Below are 18632 nucleotides of genomic sequence, written 5' to 3'. Positions count from 1 at the left end.
GGACTACGCCTTCTTTCGTGGAGCCGCCTTCGGCTTAGCCGTTTTGCTGGCCTCGAGGGCTTCCTTGAGCGAAACCTTGGTGGCACTTTCCTTGACCGGAGCGGCCGGCGCCTTGGCTCGGCTCTTGGCGGCGGGCTTGGCTTCGCCAAGGCTCGCCTTGAGCGCATCCATCAGATTGATGACATTGCCGCGGTCCGGTGCAGAAGCCACGATCGGCTTGTGGCCCTTGAGCTTTTCCTTGATCATGCCCATCAGGGCGATCTCATAGCGATCCTCATAGGCCTTGGGATCGAAGCTCGTCACCTTCTGCTCGATGAGCTTTTCCGCGAGGTCGAGCATTTCCGCGTCCGGATTGCCGACGGGAATATTGTCGAAATATTCGGCCGTGCCGCGCACTTCGTTGGGGTTGCGCAGGGTGGTGATGAACATGCCATTTTCGCGCGCGCCGATGGTCACGATGCGCTCGCGGCTCGAGAGGACAAGCCTGGCAATGGCCACCTTGCCGCTACGCCGCATGGCCTCGCGCAAAACGACGAAGGTTTCCTCGGCCATGGCGCCATCGGGGGCCAGATAATAGGGCGCATCCTGATAGAGGACGTCGATCTCGTCCTCATCGACGAAGGCTTCGATATTGAGCGTGTGGCTGGATTCGATACGCACGGCCTCAAGATCGGCGTCGTCGATGATCACATATTGCTTGGGCTCATATTCGTAGCCCTTCACCAGATCCGCGCGCTCGACGAGCCCCAGTTCGGGATCGACCGGCTTCATGTTGATCCGGTTGTGCGTGTCCTTGTGGAGTTGGTTGAAGCTGATGCGCTCCGACGTGCTGGTCGCGGGATACATCTTGACCGCACATGACACCAGGCTCAGCCGCAGATGTCCCTTCCAACTGGCCCGTGGAGCCATAGTCGCCTCCTACTCAAACACAATCACCAATAACTATGCCGGGAGGTCTCGCGAAGACTCGTTAATATCTGCCCACGGGTCGCCGGACATCGTTAATAATCTCGGAAGGGTAGAGTAATTGAGGTCCTGAGGAGAGTCGATAGACTCAAGGTCCCGCCACTCTATTGGCGTCGATGCAGGCAGATGGGTGCGCGCCCGAAGCGAGTAGGCAGCGACCGCTGTCGCGCTGCGCGCATTTCGAAAATAGTCGATGAAGATGCGGCGCTTACGGTTCTCTGCGCCCATCACGGTGACGAAGGTGTCGGGGCCGGTGGCAGCGAGCTTCTCGGCGAGACGGCCACTGGCGGCGTGCGAGGCTTTCCAGTCGAGTTTTCGCGATGTCGGCACGACGATATGGACGCCCTTGCCTCCGGAGGTTTTGACGAAGGGCACGAGGCCCATCCCCTGCAGTTCGTCGCGCAGATGCACCGCGGCATTGACGACATCGCGCCAGGCGACCCCCTCGCCCGGGTCGAGATCGAAGATGATGCGGTCGGGCTTGTCGAGATGGTCGATATGAGTGCCCCAGGAGTGGAACTCGACGGCCCCGAACTGGGCCAGCGCCAGATAGGCCTTGGTGTCGGTGACGGCGATGAAGGTTTTCTTCTCGCCCTCGGAATTGGCAGTCTCGATCCGGGCGATGCTCTCGGGCATGCCGGTAAAGGGGTGGCGCTGGAAGAAGCAGTCCGCCGACTTGCCGGTAGGGCAGCGGAACAGTGACACGGGCCGGTTGAGGAGGTGCGGCAGCATGAAATCGCCGACGCTTGCGTAATAGACGGCGATATCGAGCTTGGTGGGACCGTTGGAGCAGAAGAGTCGACGGGTCGGATTGGTGACCCAGATGCTGGCGAGGTCGGCGTCGGTCACCAGCCTTTTGCGTGATCGCTGGCTGCCGCCCGAAAGGCTCGCTTCGCGCAAGCCCCTGAAAACAGCATGGCGCAACATGCCGTCGCTGGTGATGGCGGCATAGCGAATGCGGGCGGTCAGTTGGGGTTTGACGGCGATGACCTCTTTGGGAAAGCCGGCTAGCCGATCGCCACCTTCGAGAGCCTCGAGACGTTCGAGAAGACTTGCCATATCGGCGGCATCAAAGCCGGTGCCGACCTTGCCGCGATAGATGAGATCGTCCCCCACCCATTCTGCAACGGCGATGGCGCCGATGCCGCCGGCTTCGGGCGATGCCGTATATCCGGCGATGACGAAATAGCCGGTTTTCGGCGCCTTGATCTTGAGCCAGGTGCCCGACCGGCTGCCGCTATAGATGCTGTCCGCGCGCTTGGAAACGAGCCCCTCAAGGCCACGATCGATGGCTTGATCGAAGAGGGCCTCGCCCTGCCCTTCCACATGATCGCTAAACTGAATTGCCGATGGCACATCCGCAAGAAGAGCCTTGAGCAGCGCCTTCCTGTCGCGCAATCCGACCCCGCGCAGGTCCCACCCATCGAGGTATAGAAGGTCGAAGGCGAAAAACAGCAGGTTGCGTGGGCGACCTTCCGAAAGCTCCTCCTGCAAGCGCCCAAAATTGCTGACGCCCTGTGCGTCGAGCACCACGATTTCGCCATCGATCACCGCCTGCCGGCACGGCAGGGTCGCGAGTACATCAGGCAGATCGCCATAGCGGCGCGTCCAATCGAGACCGCCCCGGGTGATGAGACGGGCCGTTTTGTTATCGAGGCGGGCAAGGGTGCGATAGCCGTCGAACTTGATCTCGTGCAACCAGGTGATGGTCTTGCTGTCCGCAGGCAGCGCGGCGGCCGCGGTTGCGAGCTGGAGAGATGACTTGGCCGGCATGGCCGACGCCACGGCACCCTTGAGCTTGTCCGGCTTCAACGACGCGCGGCGCTTGCGCGGCGGGCGAACCGCCGGCGCCAGCAATTCCTCGATACGCCGGCCGGTCTTGACGCTTTCCGGGCGGGTTTGCAGGATATCGTTCGCCGTATCCATAGCCTGGTCGTGTTCCTTGAACAGCAGCCAGTTGACCTTCCCCTTGTCCTCGGGTCGGTTCTTGAGTTGGGTCAGCATCCAGCCGCCATTGAGCTTTTCGCCGGCCAGCCGGAACTTGAAGGCACCCTTGGCGATATCGGCCTCTGGGTCTCCCATTGGCGCCCAGGTGCCGGTATCCCAAACGATCATCGGCCCGCCGCCATACTCCCCGGCCGGGATGACGCCCTCGAAATCCAGATAGTCCACTGGATGATCCTCGGTAGCCACTGCGAGCCGCTTGTCAGCCGGATTAAGCGAAGGACCTTTGGGCACGGCCCAACTCTTGAGGACGCCGCCCAGTTCAAGCCGGAGATCATAGTGATCGGCGGTGGCATGATGTTTGTGGACGACAAAACGAAATGAATCCGCGCCATCCGTCCCGAACGGCTCCGCCGTGCGCGCGAAGTCACGCTTGTCGCGATAGAGCTTTAGGCGGTTTTCACTCATACCGCGATGTTAGGCACACAAAGTGAAACGGGGAACCATTTTTCTGGTTGAAGTGTGGCTCGCCAGGAGCCCCTAGGCACCTCAGCCCAGATGGCCCGAGCCGACCTATACCCTATGGTCGCGCCTGGGAGGACGAACTACCGCCACCCGTTTCGAACTTCAGCCCTCGCGCCATTTCCATCTCGAACCATCGCCGCACCGTTTGCATCATGCGGTTGGGGCGATCTTCTCTCCAGGCGAGGAACCAGTAGCCCGAACGCGTCACCATGCCGAGCGGAGCAATCAGCCGATTCTGCTCCAGCGCGTCCCAGATTGCGGGGCCCGGGCCGATGGCGACGCCCTGGCCGGCTTCGGCTGCCTGTACGCTGAAAGAGAGGCTATCATACCAGACGCTTTCGCGTTGCGGCAGGACAATGCCAGCTTCGCGGGCCCAGTTGGTCCACATGTCCGGAGGCCAGCGAATGTCGAGCCGCGGCATTTGCCAGATGGCTGCGGCATCGATTGTCCGGCCCCGCACGATCATGGGGCTGATCACCGGCCCGAAGGTTTCGGGCGCGACTGGGCTGACGATCATGCCCGGAATGTCGAGCGGTTTGCCGACGCCCACATAAATATCGATAGACCGATCGGCCGGATTGATCTCGCGCGTCCAGGTGGTGATGCGGACGGACACGCCGCCCAGCGCCTTTTCAAGGCCCTGCAGGCGCGGCACGAGCCAGCGCAGGAGGAATGTGTCAGGCGCGGTCAGCATGATGGTGGACTGGTCGTGGAGGGCCCTCAGATGTTCGGTGCCACGGTTGATCGAAGCCAGGGCCTCGGTGAGCGTGGCGGCAAAGGTCGCGGCCGCCGGGGTCAGTTTGAGGGAGCGATTGCCGCGCTCGAAAAGCGGCACCCCAAGCTCGTCCTCGAGGTTCTTGATATGGCGGCTGACAGCCCCGTCCGAGACGCGCAACTCCTCGGCCGCGCGCCGGATGCTGCCGAGACGGGCCGCGACCTCGAAGGCACGCATGGCATTGAGCAGGTGCAGCACGATTTGCCTCAGTAAAAGTCAATCGAAGCGCAAAATAGTCTGCTGTCGTCCTTCTGTCATCTGCCCTAGCGTCAGCAGAACTTTTAAAGGCAAAACCTGGCCAATCCATCGTGATCGGGGTGGCCAAAAAAGCCTCAGCAAAACTGCGTTATGAAAGAGTCTGCCGTTTTGATTGACATGCACCGTATCATCATCGACTGCGATCCCGGCCATGACGACATGGCGGCCATCCTCCTCGCCGCCTGGCATCCCTCGATCCGGCTTGAAGCCATAACCGCCGTCTGCGGGAATGCGCCGCTCCACCATACCACCAACAATGCCCTGCGCATCGTCGACGCCTTTGGGCTCGATGTTCCGGTCTATGCCGGGGCCGAATTGCCGCTGCTGCATCGCTATGCCTTTCCCGCCGAGTTTCATGGGCCGAGCGGCCTCGACAGCGCGGGCGAAGAGCTGCCCCCGGCGCGCAGCAAGGCGCAGCCGCAACATGCCGTCGACGCCATCATCGAGCGGGTCGAGGCAGCGCCGGGCGAAATCACCCTCGTGGTGGTCGGCCCCATGACCAATATCGCACTGGCCCTGGCACTGCGGCCTGGCCTCGCGCAAAAGATCAAGCAGGTCGTCTTCATGGGCGGCTCGGCCGGCGAAGGCAATGTCACTCCGGCGGCGGAATTCAATATCTGGGCCGATGCCGAAGCGGCGCGCATGGTGTTCCGGTCCGGCGTAAAACTGGTGATGTTCGGTCTCAATGTGACCCATCAGACGCTGATGCGCCGCGAGGATGTCGCCCAGATCCGTGCAGCCCGCGCCGGCAGCAATCCGGTGGCCGATATCATGGATTTCTACTGCGGCACCTATTACAGCTTCGCCGGGGCCGACAAGCCGGGCGCCCCGATGCACGACCCGTGCGCCGTGGCCTATCTCATCGATCCTTCCATCTTCGAGCTCACCGCCTATCCCGGCGAGGTTCTGGTGGGTGCCGATGGCGGCTATGGCCAGACCCTGATCGACCTGCGGCCGCAGGATGCTGCCCATGACCAGAGGGTCAAGAATGTCACCGTCGCCATGAAGGCTGATCCGCAACGTTTTGCCGCGCTGGTTACCCAGGCCCTGAGCTGGGCGGCCGGCCGAATTTCCTCAACCAAGTAAAGGGTGCCCAGGATGAAGACCATCACGTTTGCCATCGCCGGCCTTGCTGCCAGCCTTCTCGCCGGCACCGCGCTGGCCCAGGACAAGACGCTCAACATGATCGTCATCGAGGGCGGCGACACCGCGGCCATGCAGGCCGTGGTCGATGCCTACAAGGCCGACCATCCGGGCATCGCCATCAATCTCCAACCCTATCCCTTTGCCCAATTCTTCCAGGTCGCCGAACTGCGCCTGCGTTCGGCCGATGCCGGCATCGACCTCGTCTATGTCGATGCGCCGCTCCTTGCGAGCTACGCGTCCCGCGGCTTCCTCTCGCCCATCGATGCGGGGATCGACACCAGCGCGCTGGTGCCGGCCGCTGTCGAAGCCGGTCAGTATGAAGGCACCCAATATGCCCTGCCGATCAACAATTCGGCGCAGGTGCTCTATGTCAACAATGCGCTCTTCGAGGCTGCCGGCATTACCCCGCCGGCTGGACTGACCAAGGGCGAAACCGCAACGCAGGCCGATATCGACACGCTGGCTTCGAGCGAACGCTGGACATGGGAACAGGTCGCCGATGCGGCCCGCAAGCTGACCGTGACCGACAATGGTCGCACCACGACCTACGGCTTTACCGTCGAGCAGTTCGGCGAACTCTATCAGCTCCAGCCCTTCGGCGAATCCCTCGGAAGCCCCGTCATCGGCCCGGATGGCTATACCGCCAAGGGCTATCTCGACAGCGAGGCTTGGACCAAGGGGGCTACCTATTGGAGCGACCTCTACAACGCCTGGGCGGTGAGCCCGAAGAGTCTTGGCTATGGCGAGGCCGCTTCGCTCTTCGGCAATGGCCAGCTTGCCATGTTCGCCGGCGGCACCTGGAACCTGCCGATCCTTTCGGCCACCGATATCGACTTCAGCGTCGCGCCTTATCCCTATTTCGAGGGTGGCTCGGTGGTGACGCCCACCGGCTCCTGGTATGTCGGGGTCAATGCCGCCTCCGCCAACCAGGCCGAAGCCATGGATTTTGCCGGCTACCTGACCACCAGCGATGCCGGCACCAAGGTCTGGTTCGACAGCCTCCAGCAATTGCCCACCTATAAGCCCCTGCTCGACACCATCAGCACCGCGCCGGAATACGACGCCTTCCCGCAAAACGTCTTCCGTCTCGGGGTCTATGACTCGCTGAACACGGCCAAGGCCCGCCCGGTAACGGCCGCCTATGGCCAATTGCAGGATGCCTTCCGCACGGCCTTTGTCGACATCGCCAATGGCGTGCCGGTTGCCGATGCCCTGGCCAGCGCCGTACAAAAATTCGAGTCCGCCGCGTCTCGCGTCGCGCAGTAAACGTCAAAGGGCGCCCGACCTCCCGCGGGCGCCCGAGGGAAACGACAATGTTCCGATCGCGCACTCCGGTTTTGCTGATTGCAGCCCTTCTGGCTCCGGCGCTGATCGGGCTTGTCGTTTTCCGCCTTTATCCGGTGGCCCTCGCGGTCAGCGATAGCTTCTTCAACATGGTGCGCGGGCAGCAACTCTTTGTCGGCTTCGACAATTACCTCTCGCTGCTTTCCGACCGCACCTTCTGGAAATCCATGCAGGTGACCTTCTGGTTCAACCTGCTGATCAACCCCATCCAGATCGCCCTCGCGCTGGGCCTCGCTCTACTCTATGTCCAGCAGTTTCGGGGCGTCACGCTCTACCGCGTGCTCTTTCTCATCCCTATTGGCGTGTCACTGCCCACGGCCGTGATCATCTGGCGCATCATGCTCACACAGGATGGTCTGGTGAACGGGCTGATCGGCATTGCCGGCGTGCCCGCCCAGCCCTGGCTGACCTCGGAGAGCCTCGCGCTCTATTCGATCATCGCCATCGCCACCTGGAAGGGCATTTCCTATTGGATGATCTTCATCATCGGCGGTTTGCAGACCATCTCGCCCGAAATCTACGACGCCGCGCGCCTCGATGGCGTCAAACCTTGGCAGCGCCTGATCTTCATAACCATACCGCTCTTGCGGCCCACCCTGCTTTTCGTGCTGGTCGCCGATGTCTCGATCAATTTCCTGCTCTTTGCACCGATCTTCATGCTGACCCAGGGCGGTCCGGCCGACAGCACCAATGTGCTGATGTACGAGGCCTATAAATCGGGCTTCATCTTCGGCGACATGGGCCGGGCCATGGCCATCATCGTCGTCGTGGTCGCCATTCTGCTCATCATCGTTGCTGCGCAGTTCAAATTGCTTTCGGGCCGGGAGGCACGCCAATGAGTGCTCGCAGTGGCCAGCCGGGCAAGGCTCTGAGCCTTGGCCTCAAGCATCTTGCCTATCTCATCATCGCCTTTATCTTCGTGCTGCCTTTGTGGTGGGCGATCGTGTCGTCGCTGCGCCCCAATAGCGCGATCTTTGCCGATATTTTTCCGTTCACGCCCAAGGCGCTTTTGCCGGCGCCCTTCACCCTCGAAGCCTATACCGGCATTTTCGAGCGCGGCTTCGGGCTCATCATCGCCAACACCATGCTGGTGGCCCTGGTGACCATGGCGGCGGGGCTGATCGTCAACGGCGCGGCGGGATTTGCCTTTGCCATGTTCGACTTCAAGGGCAAGAAGTTCATCCTCTCGGCCATCATCATCAGCTTCATGCTGCCCTTTGAAGCCATCGCCCTGCCGCTCTATACGGTCACCCAGCAATTGGGGTGGCTCGACAATATTGCGGCTCTGATCGTGCCCAGCGTCGCCAATGGCCTTGCCGTCTTCCTCTTCTATCAGTTCTTCAGCCAGGTGCCGAAGGACTATGCCGAAGCGGCCCGGCTCGATGGGGTGAGCTGGATCGACATCCTGCTGCGCATCTATGTGCCGTTGTCGCTTCCCACCTGCATCAGCGCGGCACTTCTGCTGTTCATCTTCCAGTGGGAGGCTTTTCTCTGGCCGCTGCTGGCCATGCCCAGCCAGCAGTTCAAGGTCATCCAGGTCGGCATGGCCGCCTTCCAGCAACAATATCAAACCATCTGGAACCAGCTTTTTGCGGTTTCGGTCATCACCGCTTTGATCCCCATCGCCCTGCTTTTGCCTCTGCAGCGTTACTACGTGCAGGGCCTGGCCGGGGCCGGCATCAAGGGCTGAAGGAGTTTTCCGTGGCAAGCCTGTCGCTTTCCAAAGTCCGCAAGTCTTTCGGCGAAACCCATATCATCCATGGCGTCGACCTCGAGATTGGGAACGGCGAATTCGTCGTCTTTGTCGGCCCGTCCGGCTGTGGCAAGTCGACCCTGTTGCGCATGATTGCCGGGCTCGAAAGCGTCAGCGACGGCACCATCACTATTGGCGGGCGCGATGTGACAACACTCGACCCGTCCGAGCGGGGCGTCGCCATGGTCTTTCAGTCCTATGCGCTCTACCCGCATATGAGCGTCCGCGACAATATCGGCTTTGGCCTCAGGATGAACGGCATGCCGCGCGCCGAAGTCGAGCGCAAGGTTGCCGAAGCGGCGAGCGCACTGCACCTGACCGAATTGCTCGACCGCAAGCCAAAACAACTTTCCGGCGGCCAGCGCCAGCGCGTAGCCATCGGCCGGGCCATCGTCCGTCAGCCGGATGTCTTTCTCTTCGACGAGCCGCTGAGCAATCTCGACGCCGAATTGCGCGTGCAGATGCGGCTCGAAATTGCCCGGCTGCACGCCGAACTGGCGGCGACCATGATCTATGTCACCCACGACCAGGTCGAAGCCATGACGCTGGCCGACAAGATCGTGGTGCTGCGCGCCGGCCGCGTCGAACAGTCCGGGACGCCCCTTTCTCTCTACGATGATCCCGCCAATCTTTTCGTCGCCGGCTTTATCGGCTCTCCGCGCATGAATTTTATGCGCGCCCGGCAGGACGAAAACGGGGTGATCCGACTGACCGATTACGGCAATGCGGAAGTTTCGCTATCGCTGGGCTCAAGCCCGCAGCTGGGCCGAGACCTGCTACTCGGCATTCGGCCCGAGCATTTCGGTCCCAACCTGCCGGTACGCCTGAGCGTCATGGTCGATCTCGTCGAGCATCTGGGCGGCGCGTCCTACGCCTATGCCGGCTCGGGTAGCCCCCACCCCCTGACGCTCGAAATGCGCGAGGGCAGGAACGTTGCGCGCGGTACGGTTCTTGAAACCGGCTTCGATCCAGCGCGCGCCTTTCTCTTCGACGCTACGAGCGGGGAAAGGATACGGTAAGACCCTCCGTCGGGAAGACGAGGCGCAGCATGGCCCCGTCCGCTACGCCGTTGCCGCCTGTCGTACTCTTTCGTCGGCCAGATGACCCGCGCGTTGTGCGATAACAGCGCAGACAAAAAGCTGAATCTGATGGAAGAGCATCAGGGGCAAGATGATCATGCTGACGGCCTGCCCTGCGAACAGGATATTGGCCATGGGCAGGCCGCTGGCGAGGCTCTTCTTTGAGCCGCAGAACAGCAGCGTCAGCCGATCGGCGTGGTCAAGCCCGGCGACGCGTCCCACCCACCACGTGCTCACCATGACAAAGGCAAGCAGCAGCACGTCGGCGGCGATGATGATCGAGAGGCTGCCGAGGCCGACTTCCTCCCAGATACCGGCGATCACGCCGGCGCTGAAGGCCGAGTAGACGATGATGAGAATGGAGCCGCGATCGACCACCTGCGTCAGGAGCGTGTGCCGGCTGATGAAGCCGCCGACGAGCGGCCGAAGCAACTGGCCAAGGATGAAAGGTGCCAGGATCTGCAGCCCGATATCCATAATGGATTGAAGCGATATCCCTTCGCCCGAGGAGTGGAGAAGCAGGGCAACCAGGGCCGGGGTGAGGAAAACACCGAGAATATTGGACGTCGAGGCGGCGCAGACCGCGGCAGGAACATTACCGCGCGCTATCGAGGTGAAGGCGATGGACGATTGCACGGTAGACGGCAGGACGGAAAGATAGACGATACCGATCGCCAGCTCTTCCTCAATCCACGGCGACAGCGCGGCCGCCAGTGCAAGGCCGCAGAGCGGAAACAGCAGGTAGGTGAATCCGAAGACCAGTCCTTGCAGCCGCCAGTTGGTGATCCCCGCCACGATGGCGCTGGTATTGAGCTTGGCGCCGTAAAGGAAGAACAGCAAGGCGACGGCGAAATAGGCGACCTGATCGACGATCTCCGCCCCGATACCGGACGCAGGCAAGAACGTAGCCAGCGCCACGGTACCGAGCAGCAGAAACAGGTAATAATCGAGACCGAAGCGTTTCAGGCGTTTAGCGAGTGACATTGTGCTGTGCCGGATCAATCAGAGAGAGGTTGCAGAATAGAGGAATGGGGCAATGCTCATTGTCACCATTCGCGATTGGAATTTGTTGGCGAGCGCTTGGCCGCTCATAGGGACCCGACAACCATTTTCGGAACTACCATGATCCCCGCTGGCGCAGCCAGCTCGTTGACCGTTCGAGCCCCCCGAATGGAAATACGTGCATCTGCACGATTGCCGGTCGCGCCGAAATGGATAATTGCTCCTCGATTGTCGTGACAAAGGCTTCCGGCACATAGCCGGTCGTGAGCGACAAAAGACTGACCCCGCTTCTCCTGAACATCGAGAGTGAGTTTCCGACACCGCAAAGCCTTGCATATTTGAGCAGCGTGGAGACGGTTGCTGGACCCGCGACGCCGATATGCACCGGAGTATCGATACCAATTTTTGCAAGGGCCTCCGCCCATGTCACGGCACGCATGGGGTCAAAGCCGAATTGGGTGACGATACGCAAGCGCGCGCCGCTTCGGTCGGCAAAATCCTTCTTCTGCCGAAGAGCGTCGATTGCAAATGTCTCGGCAAAATCTAGACTGCCTTCGGGATGACCTGCGACGGCTATGTCCTTGATACCGAACCGATCGAAAATGCCGGTATCCAGGATATCCATGGCACTGGCATAGGGGCCCATGGGCGTAGCGACGCCGCCGCCAACCACAAGAACATCATCGACGCCGGCATGCTCGGCAAGTTGCCCCAAGCGTCTCTCCAAGGCCCGTTGGTTTGCGATACGCCGCGCCGCCAGATGCGGCACGGGGATGCAGCCGATATCCTTCACACGTCGAGCCGCCTGAAGCATTTCCACTTCAGAGTTGGGGCCACCGATGTCGGCCATGTAGACCCGCGTTCCCGCAGGCAGCAATACCGCGAGGTGATCATTTGCCGGGACCTGTCTGGGCAGGATTTCGATTGAAGCGGGGAGCGGACGGCCAATGACTGGTTCCGGGGCGAACATGTGAAAACTCTGGAAAGCCTAGCCGCGGAGATAACGGCGCATGCAATAGAGCAGTGTTGCCCGCTCCTCATTCTCTCGAATGTCGATCACGCGCCCGAAAAGGACACGGTGCGTTGCTTCGTCGACCGCATTGGTCAGCTCGCATTCAAAACTCACCGAAGCATTCGCCAGCACGGGGACACCCGTAAGGCCGTCGCCCCATTCGCCATGCGCAAACCGGTCACTACTCGGCATTCTCCCACCAAAGACGTCCGATATCTCTTCCTGACCCGGCATCAGCGTGTTGACGCAGAAATAGCGCGAACCCTCAAAAGCCGGAAAAGATGAACTCCCGCGATTGATGCAGACAAGCAGTGTTGCGGGCGTATCGCTGACGCTGCAGACGGCCGACGCGGTAAAGCCGTAGCGCTTGCCGCCAGACAGGGTGGTGACGACGCTGACTGAGGTGCCGAGGCGCGACATGCCGTTGCGATACGTGGCTTGGTCCACAATGTCGAAACGGTGATCCACCATGTTCATGTTGGTCTCTCTGATGCGCTGAGATGAACAAAAGCGAGGCGCACGGTGCGCGCCCTGCTCGTATTGGGTCGGCCGATCATGCCGAAGACGTCGGCACGGTCGACTGGATGGAGCCCCGCAGGCACTAGGCCGAGAGTTCCTTGCGGAGGATTTCAGCGCCTGCGCTCAAGGCATTGAGCTTGCCCGTCGCCACCGCGCGAGACAGCGGAGCCATGCCGCAATTGGTGCTGGGGTAAAGCTTGTCCGCATCGACAAACTTCAAGGCCTTTCGCAGCGTATCGGCGACTTCTTCCGGCGTCTCGATGGTGTTCGATGCCACGTCGATAGCCCCGACCATGACCTTCTTGCCGCGAATGAGCTCGATCAGATCCATCGGAACGTGCGAGTTGTGGCACTCGAGCGAAATCAGGTCGATATTGGACTTTTGGAGCTTCGGGAACGTCCGCTCATACTGGCGCCATTCATCCCCGAGCGTCTTCTTCCAGTCCGTATTGGCCTTGATGCCATAGCCATAGCAGATATGGACCGCAGTCTCGCACTTGAGACCTTCGATGGCCCTTTCAAGCGTCGCCACGCCCCAGTCGTTCACCTCATCGAAGAAGACGTTGAACGCCGGCTCGTCGAACTGGATGATATCGACACCCGCCGCTTCCAGTTCCCTGGCTTCCTCGTTGACGATCTTGGCGAACTCCCAGGCCAGTTTCTCGCGGCTCTTGTAGTGGGCGTCATAGAGCGTATCGATCATGGTCATCGGACCCGGCAGGGCCCATTTGATCGGTTGGCTGGTCTGTTGACGCAGGAATTTGGCGTCTTCCACGAAAACCGATTTGGGGCGCGAGACGGCGCCAACGACCGTCGGCACGCTCGCATCGTAGCGATCGCGAATTCTGACGGTCTCGCGCTTTTCGAAATCGACGCCGTCGAGATGCTCGATGAACGTGGTGACGAAATGCTGGCGCGTCTGTTCGCCGTCGCTGACGATATCAATACCTGCCTGCCGTTGATCGGCGAGGGTGACGCGCAGGGCATCCTGCTTACCCTCGATCAATTCCTCGCCCTGCAATTTCCAGGGCGACCAGAGTTTTTCGGGCTGAGCAAGCCAGGAGGGCTTGGGAAGGCTGCCGGCAGTGGAGGTTGGCAAAAGTCTTTTCATGATAGGCGACCTTGTCGTCTTGGTTATCTTAGGCGGCGTAATTGGCGGACCACTGATCAAGCACGGACTTGTAGGGCTTGATGAAATGTTCCTCGGCGAACTTGCCCTGCTCGACGGCCAACCGGCTTCGTTCTTCCCGGTCATAGACGACGCGAGTGAGCGAATAATCCTGGTGCTTCAGATCCGGCTGATAGATCGCCCCTGCCGCCGAATTGGCATTGTAGATTTCTGGCCGGTAGATCTTCTGGAACGTCTCCATCGTGCTGATGGTGCTGATCAGCTCGAGATTGGTGTAGTCGCCCAGCAGGTCACCGATGAAGTAAAAGGCCAATGGGGCCACGCTGTTCGGCGGCATGAAGTAGCGAACCTGCATCCCCATTTTCGCAAAATACTGATCGGTCGATGAAAAATCGTCCTGCCTGTATTCAATGCCCATGACGGGGTGCTGATTTTCAGTCCGCTGATACGTCTTGCTGCTCGACGCGCTGATGCAAATAACAGGCAGCTTGCTGAAGTTCGCCTTGTAGGCATCCGACTTCAGGAAAGCCTTGAACAGGTTTCCATGCAGATTGCCAAAATGATCCGGGATGCTGAATTTGGGCTGGTTCTTGTTGTACTCGGGAAGCACCACGCTGAAATCATAGTCGCGCACATAAGACGAGAAATTGTTGCCAACGATGCCTTCGAAGCGCTCGTTCGTCTTCTTGTCGACGATGTTGGTCTTCAGGATTTCAATCAGCGGAAAGGCGTCGCCAGTGCCCTCGGCGCCAAAACTCAGTTCGACCGAGATGATATCCAGTTCAACCGAGTAGCGATCGCCCTTGGGGTTGTCCCAATGCGCCAGGGCATTGAAGCGATTGTCGATCATCCTCAAGGCATTGCGCAGATTTTCCTGCCGACTCTCCCCCCTCGCGAGGTTGGCAAAATTGGTCGTGATCCGCGTGCCGTCCGAGGGCTGATAGTTCTCGTCGAAGGAAACGCTCTTGATTGCGAATTTCAGGTCTTTGGTCATCGTGATCTCGCGTCTCTGTTGGTCGTTCCTGGCGTCTCGGCCAGCGGTCGTGGCATTGCAGCGGCTGAGCAGCGCATGCTCATCGCCCCGGCACCCCAGGTGCCGTCCTGAATTTTGTTTTGAGACATGTTTGCCCCAATGTGTTGGGGGCAAGAGTCGGTGAACGCATAGCAGGCCAGGCCGCAAAGCAGCCTATGCTACCGCACACCAGGACACCCCGCCCGTGGACGTTATTTCGCCTAAGGCAGGTCTCCTGGCTCACGGGTCGTCGCCTCTGTCCGTCTTCCCAGGGCTTTCACCCCAGTGACATGCTGGACATCAGCTCGCCGCTTACAGTTGCGGGGGCAGCGCCGGCTTTCCCGAACGAGACGGGGCACCGACTTCCCTCTTAGCCCCAGCACGTTGCAACGCAACGACCGGGGAACCTAGGCAGACATACTTTCCCGCACCTGCCACACGGAGTCAATAGCACATAAAGATATCTTTATATCTTTACATCGCTGGGGACGGCGCCGGTCTTCTGAAGGCTTCTGTTGCTCGCGGTGGTGATGCCGTCGGTGACCGCACCGACCTGCTATTCGGCATGCATGGCCCGATGGCCAGCCATCTGGTGCGGCGCATCATGGCCGCGCCGGCCCTCAGGGCCATCACCGAAACCGAAATGCCTCCTTCGGCGGAAGCGCAAAGCGACGGTGAGCTATTGGATTATTTCCGCGCCAATAGCGGGTCGATCTATCACCTATGCGGTACGGCAAGGATGGGGCCCGGCGCGGGCGACAGCGTTGTAGACCCCGCTACTGCGCGTCCATGGCATTGTTGGCCTGCGCGTCATCGACGCGTCGGTCTTCCCCAGTATCACCGCCGGAAACATCCACGCCCCGACGATGATGGTCGCAGAACGTGGCGCCGAGCTTGTTCGTCGACGTTGAAGCTGACCATTGCTGTCTCCGGCTCCGGCCCACGTCCATCCCCCGCGTTGCGAGTATCTTACCAAAAACCCATCTAGCCACCCAGGCCGGCAAAGAATTTGCGGATGTCTTCGACGAGTAGCTCCGGGCTTTCCGATGCTGCAAAGTGCCCGCCGCTCGGCATCTCGGTCCAGTGGACGATATTGTTCGAGCGCTCTGCAAAGCTGCGGACAGATCGGAAATCCTCGGGGAAAACGGCGACCCCGGTGGGCGTGGGGTTGGGGATTTCCCGATAGCCGCTGCCCGTCTGGGTGTCTTCATAGTAGACATTGGCGGCCGATCCGCTGGTGGCGGTGAACCAATAGATGGCATTGGTGGTGAGATAGAGGTCGCGATCGACATGCGCCGCGCCGCCGCCTTCAAAACCGAACCAGAGTTCGGCATTCCAGGCGAGCTGGCCGACCGGCGAGTCGACAAGCCCGTAGGCGAGCGTGCCTGGACGCTTGGATTGAATAGCCTGATAACCGCCATATTTCTCGAAATTGGCAAGGTTGGCCATGCCTTCCATCTCGAAGGGCGAAAGCTTTTCCATTTCGTCGGGCTGACCGGATGGGAAGGCGAAAATCTGCAGCAGATGGGTGCCAACCAGACCCTCGGGCGCCAGAATGCCAAGCTCGCGCCCCACCAATGCCCCGGCATCGCCGCCATGGGCACCATAACGTTCATAGCCCAGCCCCTTCATCAGCGTGTCCCATGCCTTGGCGGTACGGGCACTGTCCCATCCGGTTGCGGCCAGGGGACTCGAAAACCCAAATCCCGGCAGCGAGGGGATGACGACGTCGAAGGCGATGGAGCCATCGAGCCCATGCGCCGTGGGATCGGTCAAAGGTCCGACAAGACCGAGATATTCGACAAAACTGCCCGGCCAGCCATGCGTAAGGATCAGCGGCAAGGCGTTCGGTTCCGGCGATCTGACATGCACGAAATGAATGGGCTGGCCGTCGATCTCGGTGATGAACTGGGGATAGCGATTGAGCTCCTGCTCCTGCTCGCGCCAGTCATAATTGTTGAGCCACTGATCCGTCAGTTCCTTGACGAGGCTCAGAGGCTGGCCGCGCGACCAGTCTTGGGTGATGGCGGCGGGGAACCGGGCGCGACCGAGACGCTCCCGGAGATCGGCTAGGTCAGCATCGGAAATGTCGATCTTGAATGGGGTAATGGTAAGCATGTCTTCTTTCTCCCTGGTTTGTGCAAAGGCGGAAGGCGTGGCGAGGACGGCCGCAAACGAGAGCATGGCCGTGTTGAAGCTGCGGCGACTGAGGGTCATGATAGGGTCCTTGGTTGAGACGAGCGGGCTCACGCCCGACCGGGTGGTCGTTCGAGGTTGGATGCGAAATCACGAGTGATGACGTGGCGAGACGGGGCTAGAGCGAGATGGCGCCCCGCATGACCACGACGCCGGCGCCCGAAATTTCCGGCACCGGACCGGAATGGACATGGATGATGCTGCGCCGTCCCATCCGCGTCCCCTGCTCGACCACGAGGCTATCGGCGATCAGGCCTCGACTGGCGAGATAGCCAGCCAGCGGGCCGGCGGCAGTGCCGGTTGCCGCGTCTTCCCAGAGGCCGACAGTGGGATTGAAAAAGCGCGCATAGGCGTGGCCCGGCCTTTCGGGGTCGAGCGCATAGACGTAGCACCCTTCGGCGGCAGCCCCGGCCAAGACCTTGAGGAGCCCCTTGGCCGATGGTTCTGCCCGATCCACCGTCGATGCATCGCCAAGGCATACCAGCAGGTGGGCGACGCCCGTGTCGGCGACCCGCGGCGCCAGGTCGTCGTCGAGATCATCGGGAGAGAGCCCCAGGGCCGCCGCCAGCGGCACGACATCGTGCAGCACCGGCCCCAGTGTCAGGACGGACTGACTCATGTGGCCGAAAATCCGCCCCTTGGTCGCACGCAGCTCGACGCCAAGCACTTCGTTGCCAATTTCCTGGCGAAACCGATGCGTACCGAGGAGTTGCCCGAGCCGTCCACTCTCGGCCAGCCACAACCAGGCGCCCAGGGCATTGTGGCCAGCGCCGGCCACTTCCGCGCCCGCGGCAGTAAACGAGCGCAGCTTGAAGTCGGCCCGATCGCTTTTCATGATGAAGGTGGTTTCAGCCTGATTGAACTCCCGGGCTATGCCGCGCATCTGCGCCTCGGAGAGATTGTCGGCATCTTCCACCACGGCCAGCGGATTGCCGCTCAATGAGGTTTCGGCGAAGACATCGATGAGGCCGACCGTCAAAACCGGATTGGTCGATTGCGATGTCATTGCGGAGCTCCTATCGTTCTGATGGAAGCGAGTGTGCACCGGCGCGATGGCACGGCAAAACGCGCATTCTTTGTCCATATGACAAGGAGAACTTACCATTCGGCCGTCGCTTGAATCGCTGCGCATTTTCGAAGTGTGCGTCAGTGCGGGCAGCTTTGCCGCCGCAGCCGACCGGCTGGCACTGACCCCAGCGGCCGTCAGTCTTCGTATCCGGACGCTCGAAACGGAGCTGGGTCAGCAACTCTTTACCCGCGTCGGCCGACGCGTAGTGCCGACGCCCGGGGCCGCAACGCTGGCAAGCCGGATTCGCCAGGCGCTTGAAGGCATCACCGAAGCCATTGGCGAGTTTCAGGCAGCGGCCGCGCCATTGCGGGTGACCGTGCCACCCACTTTCGCCGGTCGCTGGCTGGCACCGCGACTGTCGAATTTCGAAGCGCCTGGCGACGCCGCTATCGAACTCGACATCTCCTCGGACCTCCGCGATCCCGTCGCCTTCGATGTCGCCATCCGCACCGGCCGCGGCGGGTGGGACGGTCTTGAGGAATTTCCCCTCATGCCGGTGGATGTGACGCCGATGATCGCGCCTGCACTTCTGGGCGCGCGTCGTCTGGCTACGCCGGAAGATCTCGCCGGCTTCGATCTTCTGCCCCACCCCGATTGGGGCAAGTGGTTTGCACGCGCGGGTCTCAATATGCCCGCCAATCTGCGCTTTGCTGGCGTCGACTATTCGATCTTCGAGCTGATCGCCAATGCGGCCGTGGCCGAGCTGGGCGTTGCGCTGCTATCGCCCACGCTATTCCACCCACTCCTCAAGAGCGGCCAATTGGTGGCGCCGCTCGAAACCGTCCTCAAGGGGCCGGACTGGTATTTTGCGCTCATTCGGGAAGACGACAACCGCCCTGCCACGCGTGGCTTTTGCGAGTGGCTGCAAAAGCAGGTAAGCATGAAATAGATTACCCGACGCGT

The 18632-nt window shown here is 61.0% G+C and carries 17 protein-coding genes, 1 pseudogene and 1 riboswitch; of the genes and pseudogenes, 8 read left to right on the top strand and 10 right to left on the bottom strand.

The genetic code is table 11. The features are described from left to right. Window positions 1-3: 3 nt before the first annotated feature. The 3 genes from J7557_RS09945 to J7557_RS09935 form a co-directional block, all read right to left on the bottom strand. Window positions 4-909, bottom strand: coding sequence for a Ku protein (locus tag J7557_RS09945; RefSeq protein ID WP_291419861.1), 906 nt, complete (start codon window positions 907-909; stop codon window positions 4-6). A 33-nt stretch (window positions 910-942) separates the two neighbouring features. Continuing rightward, complete coding sequence (gene ligD, locus J7557_RS09940) at window positions 943-3378, bottom strand: DNA ligase D (RefSeq protein WP_291419859.1); 2436 nt, start codon at window positions 3376-3378, stop codon at window positions 943-945. A 112-nt stretch (window positions 3379-3490) separates the two neighbouring features. After that, the gene (locus tag J7557_RS09935; protein WP_291419857.1) at window positions 3491-4408 is read right to left on the bottom strand and encodes a LysR family transcriptional regulator; all 918 of its coding nucleotides are present in this window, start codon (window positions 4406-4408) and stop codon (window positions 3491-3493) included. A 177-nt stretch (window positions 4409-4585) separates the two neighbouring features. Here J7557_RS09935 and J7557_RS09930 point away from each other — a divergent pair, with 177 nt between their 5' ends. From J7557_RS09930 to J7557_RS09910, 5 genes are read left to right on the top strand one after another with little or no spacing between them, the layout of a single operon-like run. After that, window positions 4586-5554, top strand: a complete 969-nt coding sequence (locus tag J7557_RS09930; RefSeq protein WP_291420076.1) for a nucleoside hydrolase — start codon at window positions 4586-4588, stop codon at window positions 5552-5554. 12 nt (window positions 5555-5566) lie between these two features. Beyond that, window positions 5567-6880, top strand: coding sequence for an ABC transporter substrate-binding protein (locus tag J7557_RS09925; protein WP_291419856.1), 1314 nt, complete (start codon window positions 5567-5569; stop codon window positions 6878-6880). A 47-nt stretch (window positions 6881-6927) separates the two neighbouring features. Next, window positions 6928-7797: a carbohydrate ABC transporter permease gene (locus J7557_RS09920; RefSeq protein WP_291419854.1), complete on the top strand. Its 870-nt coding sequence runs from the start codon at window positions 6928-6930 to the stop codon at window positions 7795-7797. Beyond that, the gene (locus J7557_RS09915; RefSeq protein ID WP_291419852.1) at window positions 7794-8648 is read left to right on the top strand and encodes a carbohydrate ABC transporter permease; all 855 of its coding nucleotides are present in this window, start codon (window positions 7794-7796) and stop codon (window positions 8646-8648) included. Before J7557_RS09920 ends, J7557_RS09915 begins: the two co-directional genes overlap by 4 nt. A gap of 11 nt (window positions 8649-8659) precedes the next feature. Beyond that, window positions 8660-9730, top strand: coding sequence for an ABC transporter ATP-binding protein (locus J7557_RS09910; RefSeq protein ID WP_291419850.1), 1071 nt, complete (start codon window positions 8660-8662; stop codon window positions 9728-9730). A gap of 42 nt (window positions 9731-9772) precedes the next feature. On the opposite strand, the gene J7557_RS09905 is transcribed toward J7557_RS09910, so the two are convergent. The 5 genes from J7557_RS09905 to J7557_RS09885 form a co-directional block, all read right to left on the bottom strand. Further along, window positions 9773-10774 carry a bile acid:sodium symporter family protein gene (locus tag J7557_RS09905; RefSeq protein WP_291419848.1) on the bottom strand — a complete coding sequence of 334 codons (1002 nt, stop codon included), beginning with the start codon at window positions 10772-10774 and terminating at the stop codon, window positions 9773-9775. Between the two features lie 133 nt (window positions 10775-10907). Next, window positions 10908-11762, bottom strand: a complete 855-nt coding sequence (locus J7557_RS09900; protein WP_291419846.1) for a methylenetetrahydrofolate reductase — start codon at window positions 11760-11762, stop codon at window positions 10908-10910. Between the two features lie 18 nt (window positions 11763-11780). Continuing rightward, entirely contained in the window at window positions 11781-12281 is a 501-nt protein-coding gene (locus J7557_RS09895; RefSeq protein ID WP_291419844.1) for a flavin reductase, read from the bottom strand. A 124-nt stretch (window positions 12282-12405) separates the two neighbouring features. Beyond that, a complete protein-coding gene (locus J7557_RS09890; protein WP_035078035.1) occupies window positions 12406-13434 on the bottom strand; it encodes a methionine synthase in 1029 nt (342 codons plus the stop codon). A 28-nt stretch (window positions 13435-13462) separates the two neighbouring features. Next, window positions 13463-14446 (bottom strand): DUF1852 domain-containing protein, encoded by a 984-nt coding sequence (locus J7557_RS09885; protein ID WP_291419841.1) that lies wholly within the window; start codon window positions 14444-14446, stop codon window positions 13463-13465. A 225-nt stretch (window positions 14447-14671) separates the two neighbouring features. Then, window positions 14672-14890, bottom strand: a riboswitch (cobalamin riboswitch). 139 nt (window positions 14891-15029) lie between these two features. On the opposite strand from J7557_RS09885, the pseudogene J7557_RS21450 reads away from it, so the two are divergent. Together J7557_RS21450 and J7557_RS21445 are read left to right on the top strand one after the other, a co-directional pair. Further along, a pseudogene (locus tag J7557_RS21450) lies at window positions 15030-15182 on the top strand (hypothetical protein); the annotation flags it as partial. Window positions 15183-15243: 61 nt separating this feature from the next. Continuing rightward, window positions 15244-15375 carry a GMC oxidoreductase gene (locus J7557_RS21445; protein ID WP_367272885.1) on the top strand — a complete coding sequence of 44 codons (132 nt, stop codon included), beginning with the start codon at window positions 15244-15246 and terminating at the stop codon, window positions 15373-15375. Window positions 15376-15448: 73 nt separating this feature from the next. On the opposite strand, the gene J7557_RS09875 is transcribed toward J7557_RS21445, so the two are convergent. Both J7557_RS09875 and J7557_RS09870 read right to left on the bottom strand, forming a co-directional pair. Beyond that, window positions 15449-16681 (bottom strand): epoxide hydrolase family protein, encoded by a 1233-nt coding sequence (locus J7557_RS09875; protein WP_291419839.1) that lies wholly within the window; start codon window positions 16679-16681, stop codon window positions 15449-15451. A gap of 97 nt (window positions 16682-16778) precedes the next feature. Then, window positions 16779-17666: a PhzF family phenazine biosynthesis protein gene (locus J7557_RS09870; RefSeq protein WP_291419837.1), complete on the bottom strand. Its 888-nt coding sequence runs from the start codon at window positions 17664-17666 to the stop codon at window positions 16779-16781. 97 nt (window positions 17667-17763) lie between these two features. On the opposite strand from J7557_RS09870, the gene J7557_RS09865 reads away from it, so the two are divergent. Beyond that, entirely contained in the window at window positions 17764-18618 is an 855-nt protein-coding gene (locus tag J7557_RS09865; RefSeq protein ID WP_291420074.1) for a LysR substrate-binding domain-containing protein, read from the top strand. Window positions 18619-18632: the final 14 nt, after the last annotated feature.

It is taken from the genome of Devosia sp. (assembly GCF_017744655.1).
Lineage (GTDB): Bacteria > Pseudomonadota > Alphaproteobacteria > Rhizobiales > Devosiaceae > Devosia.
This window is presented reverse-complemented; position numbering and strand designations above follow the sequence as displayed.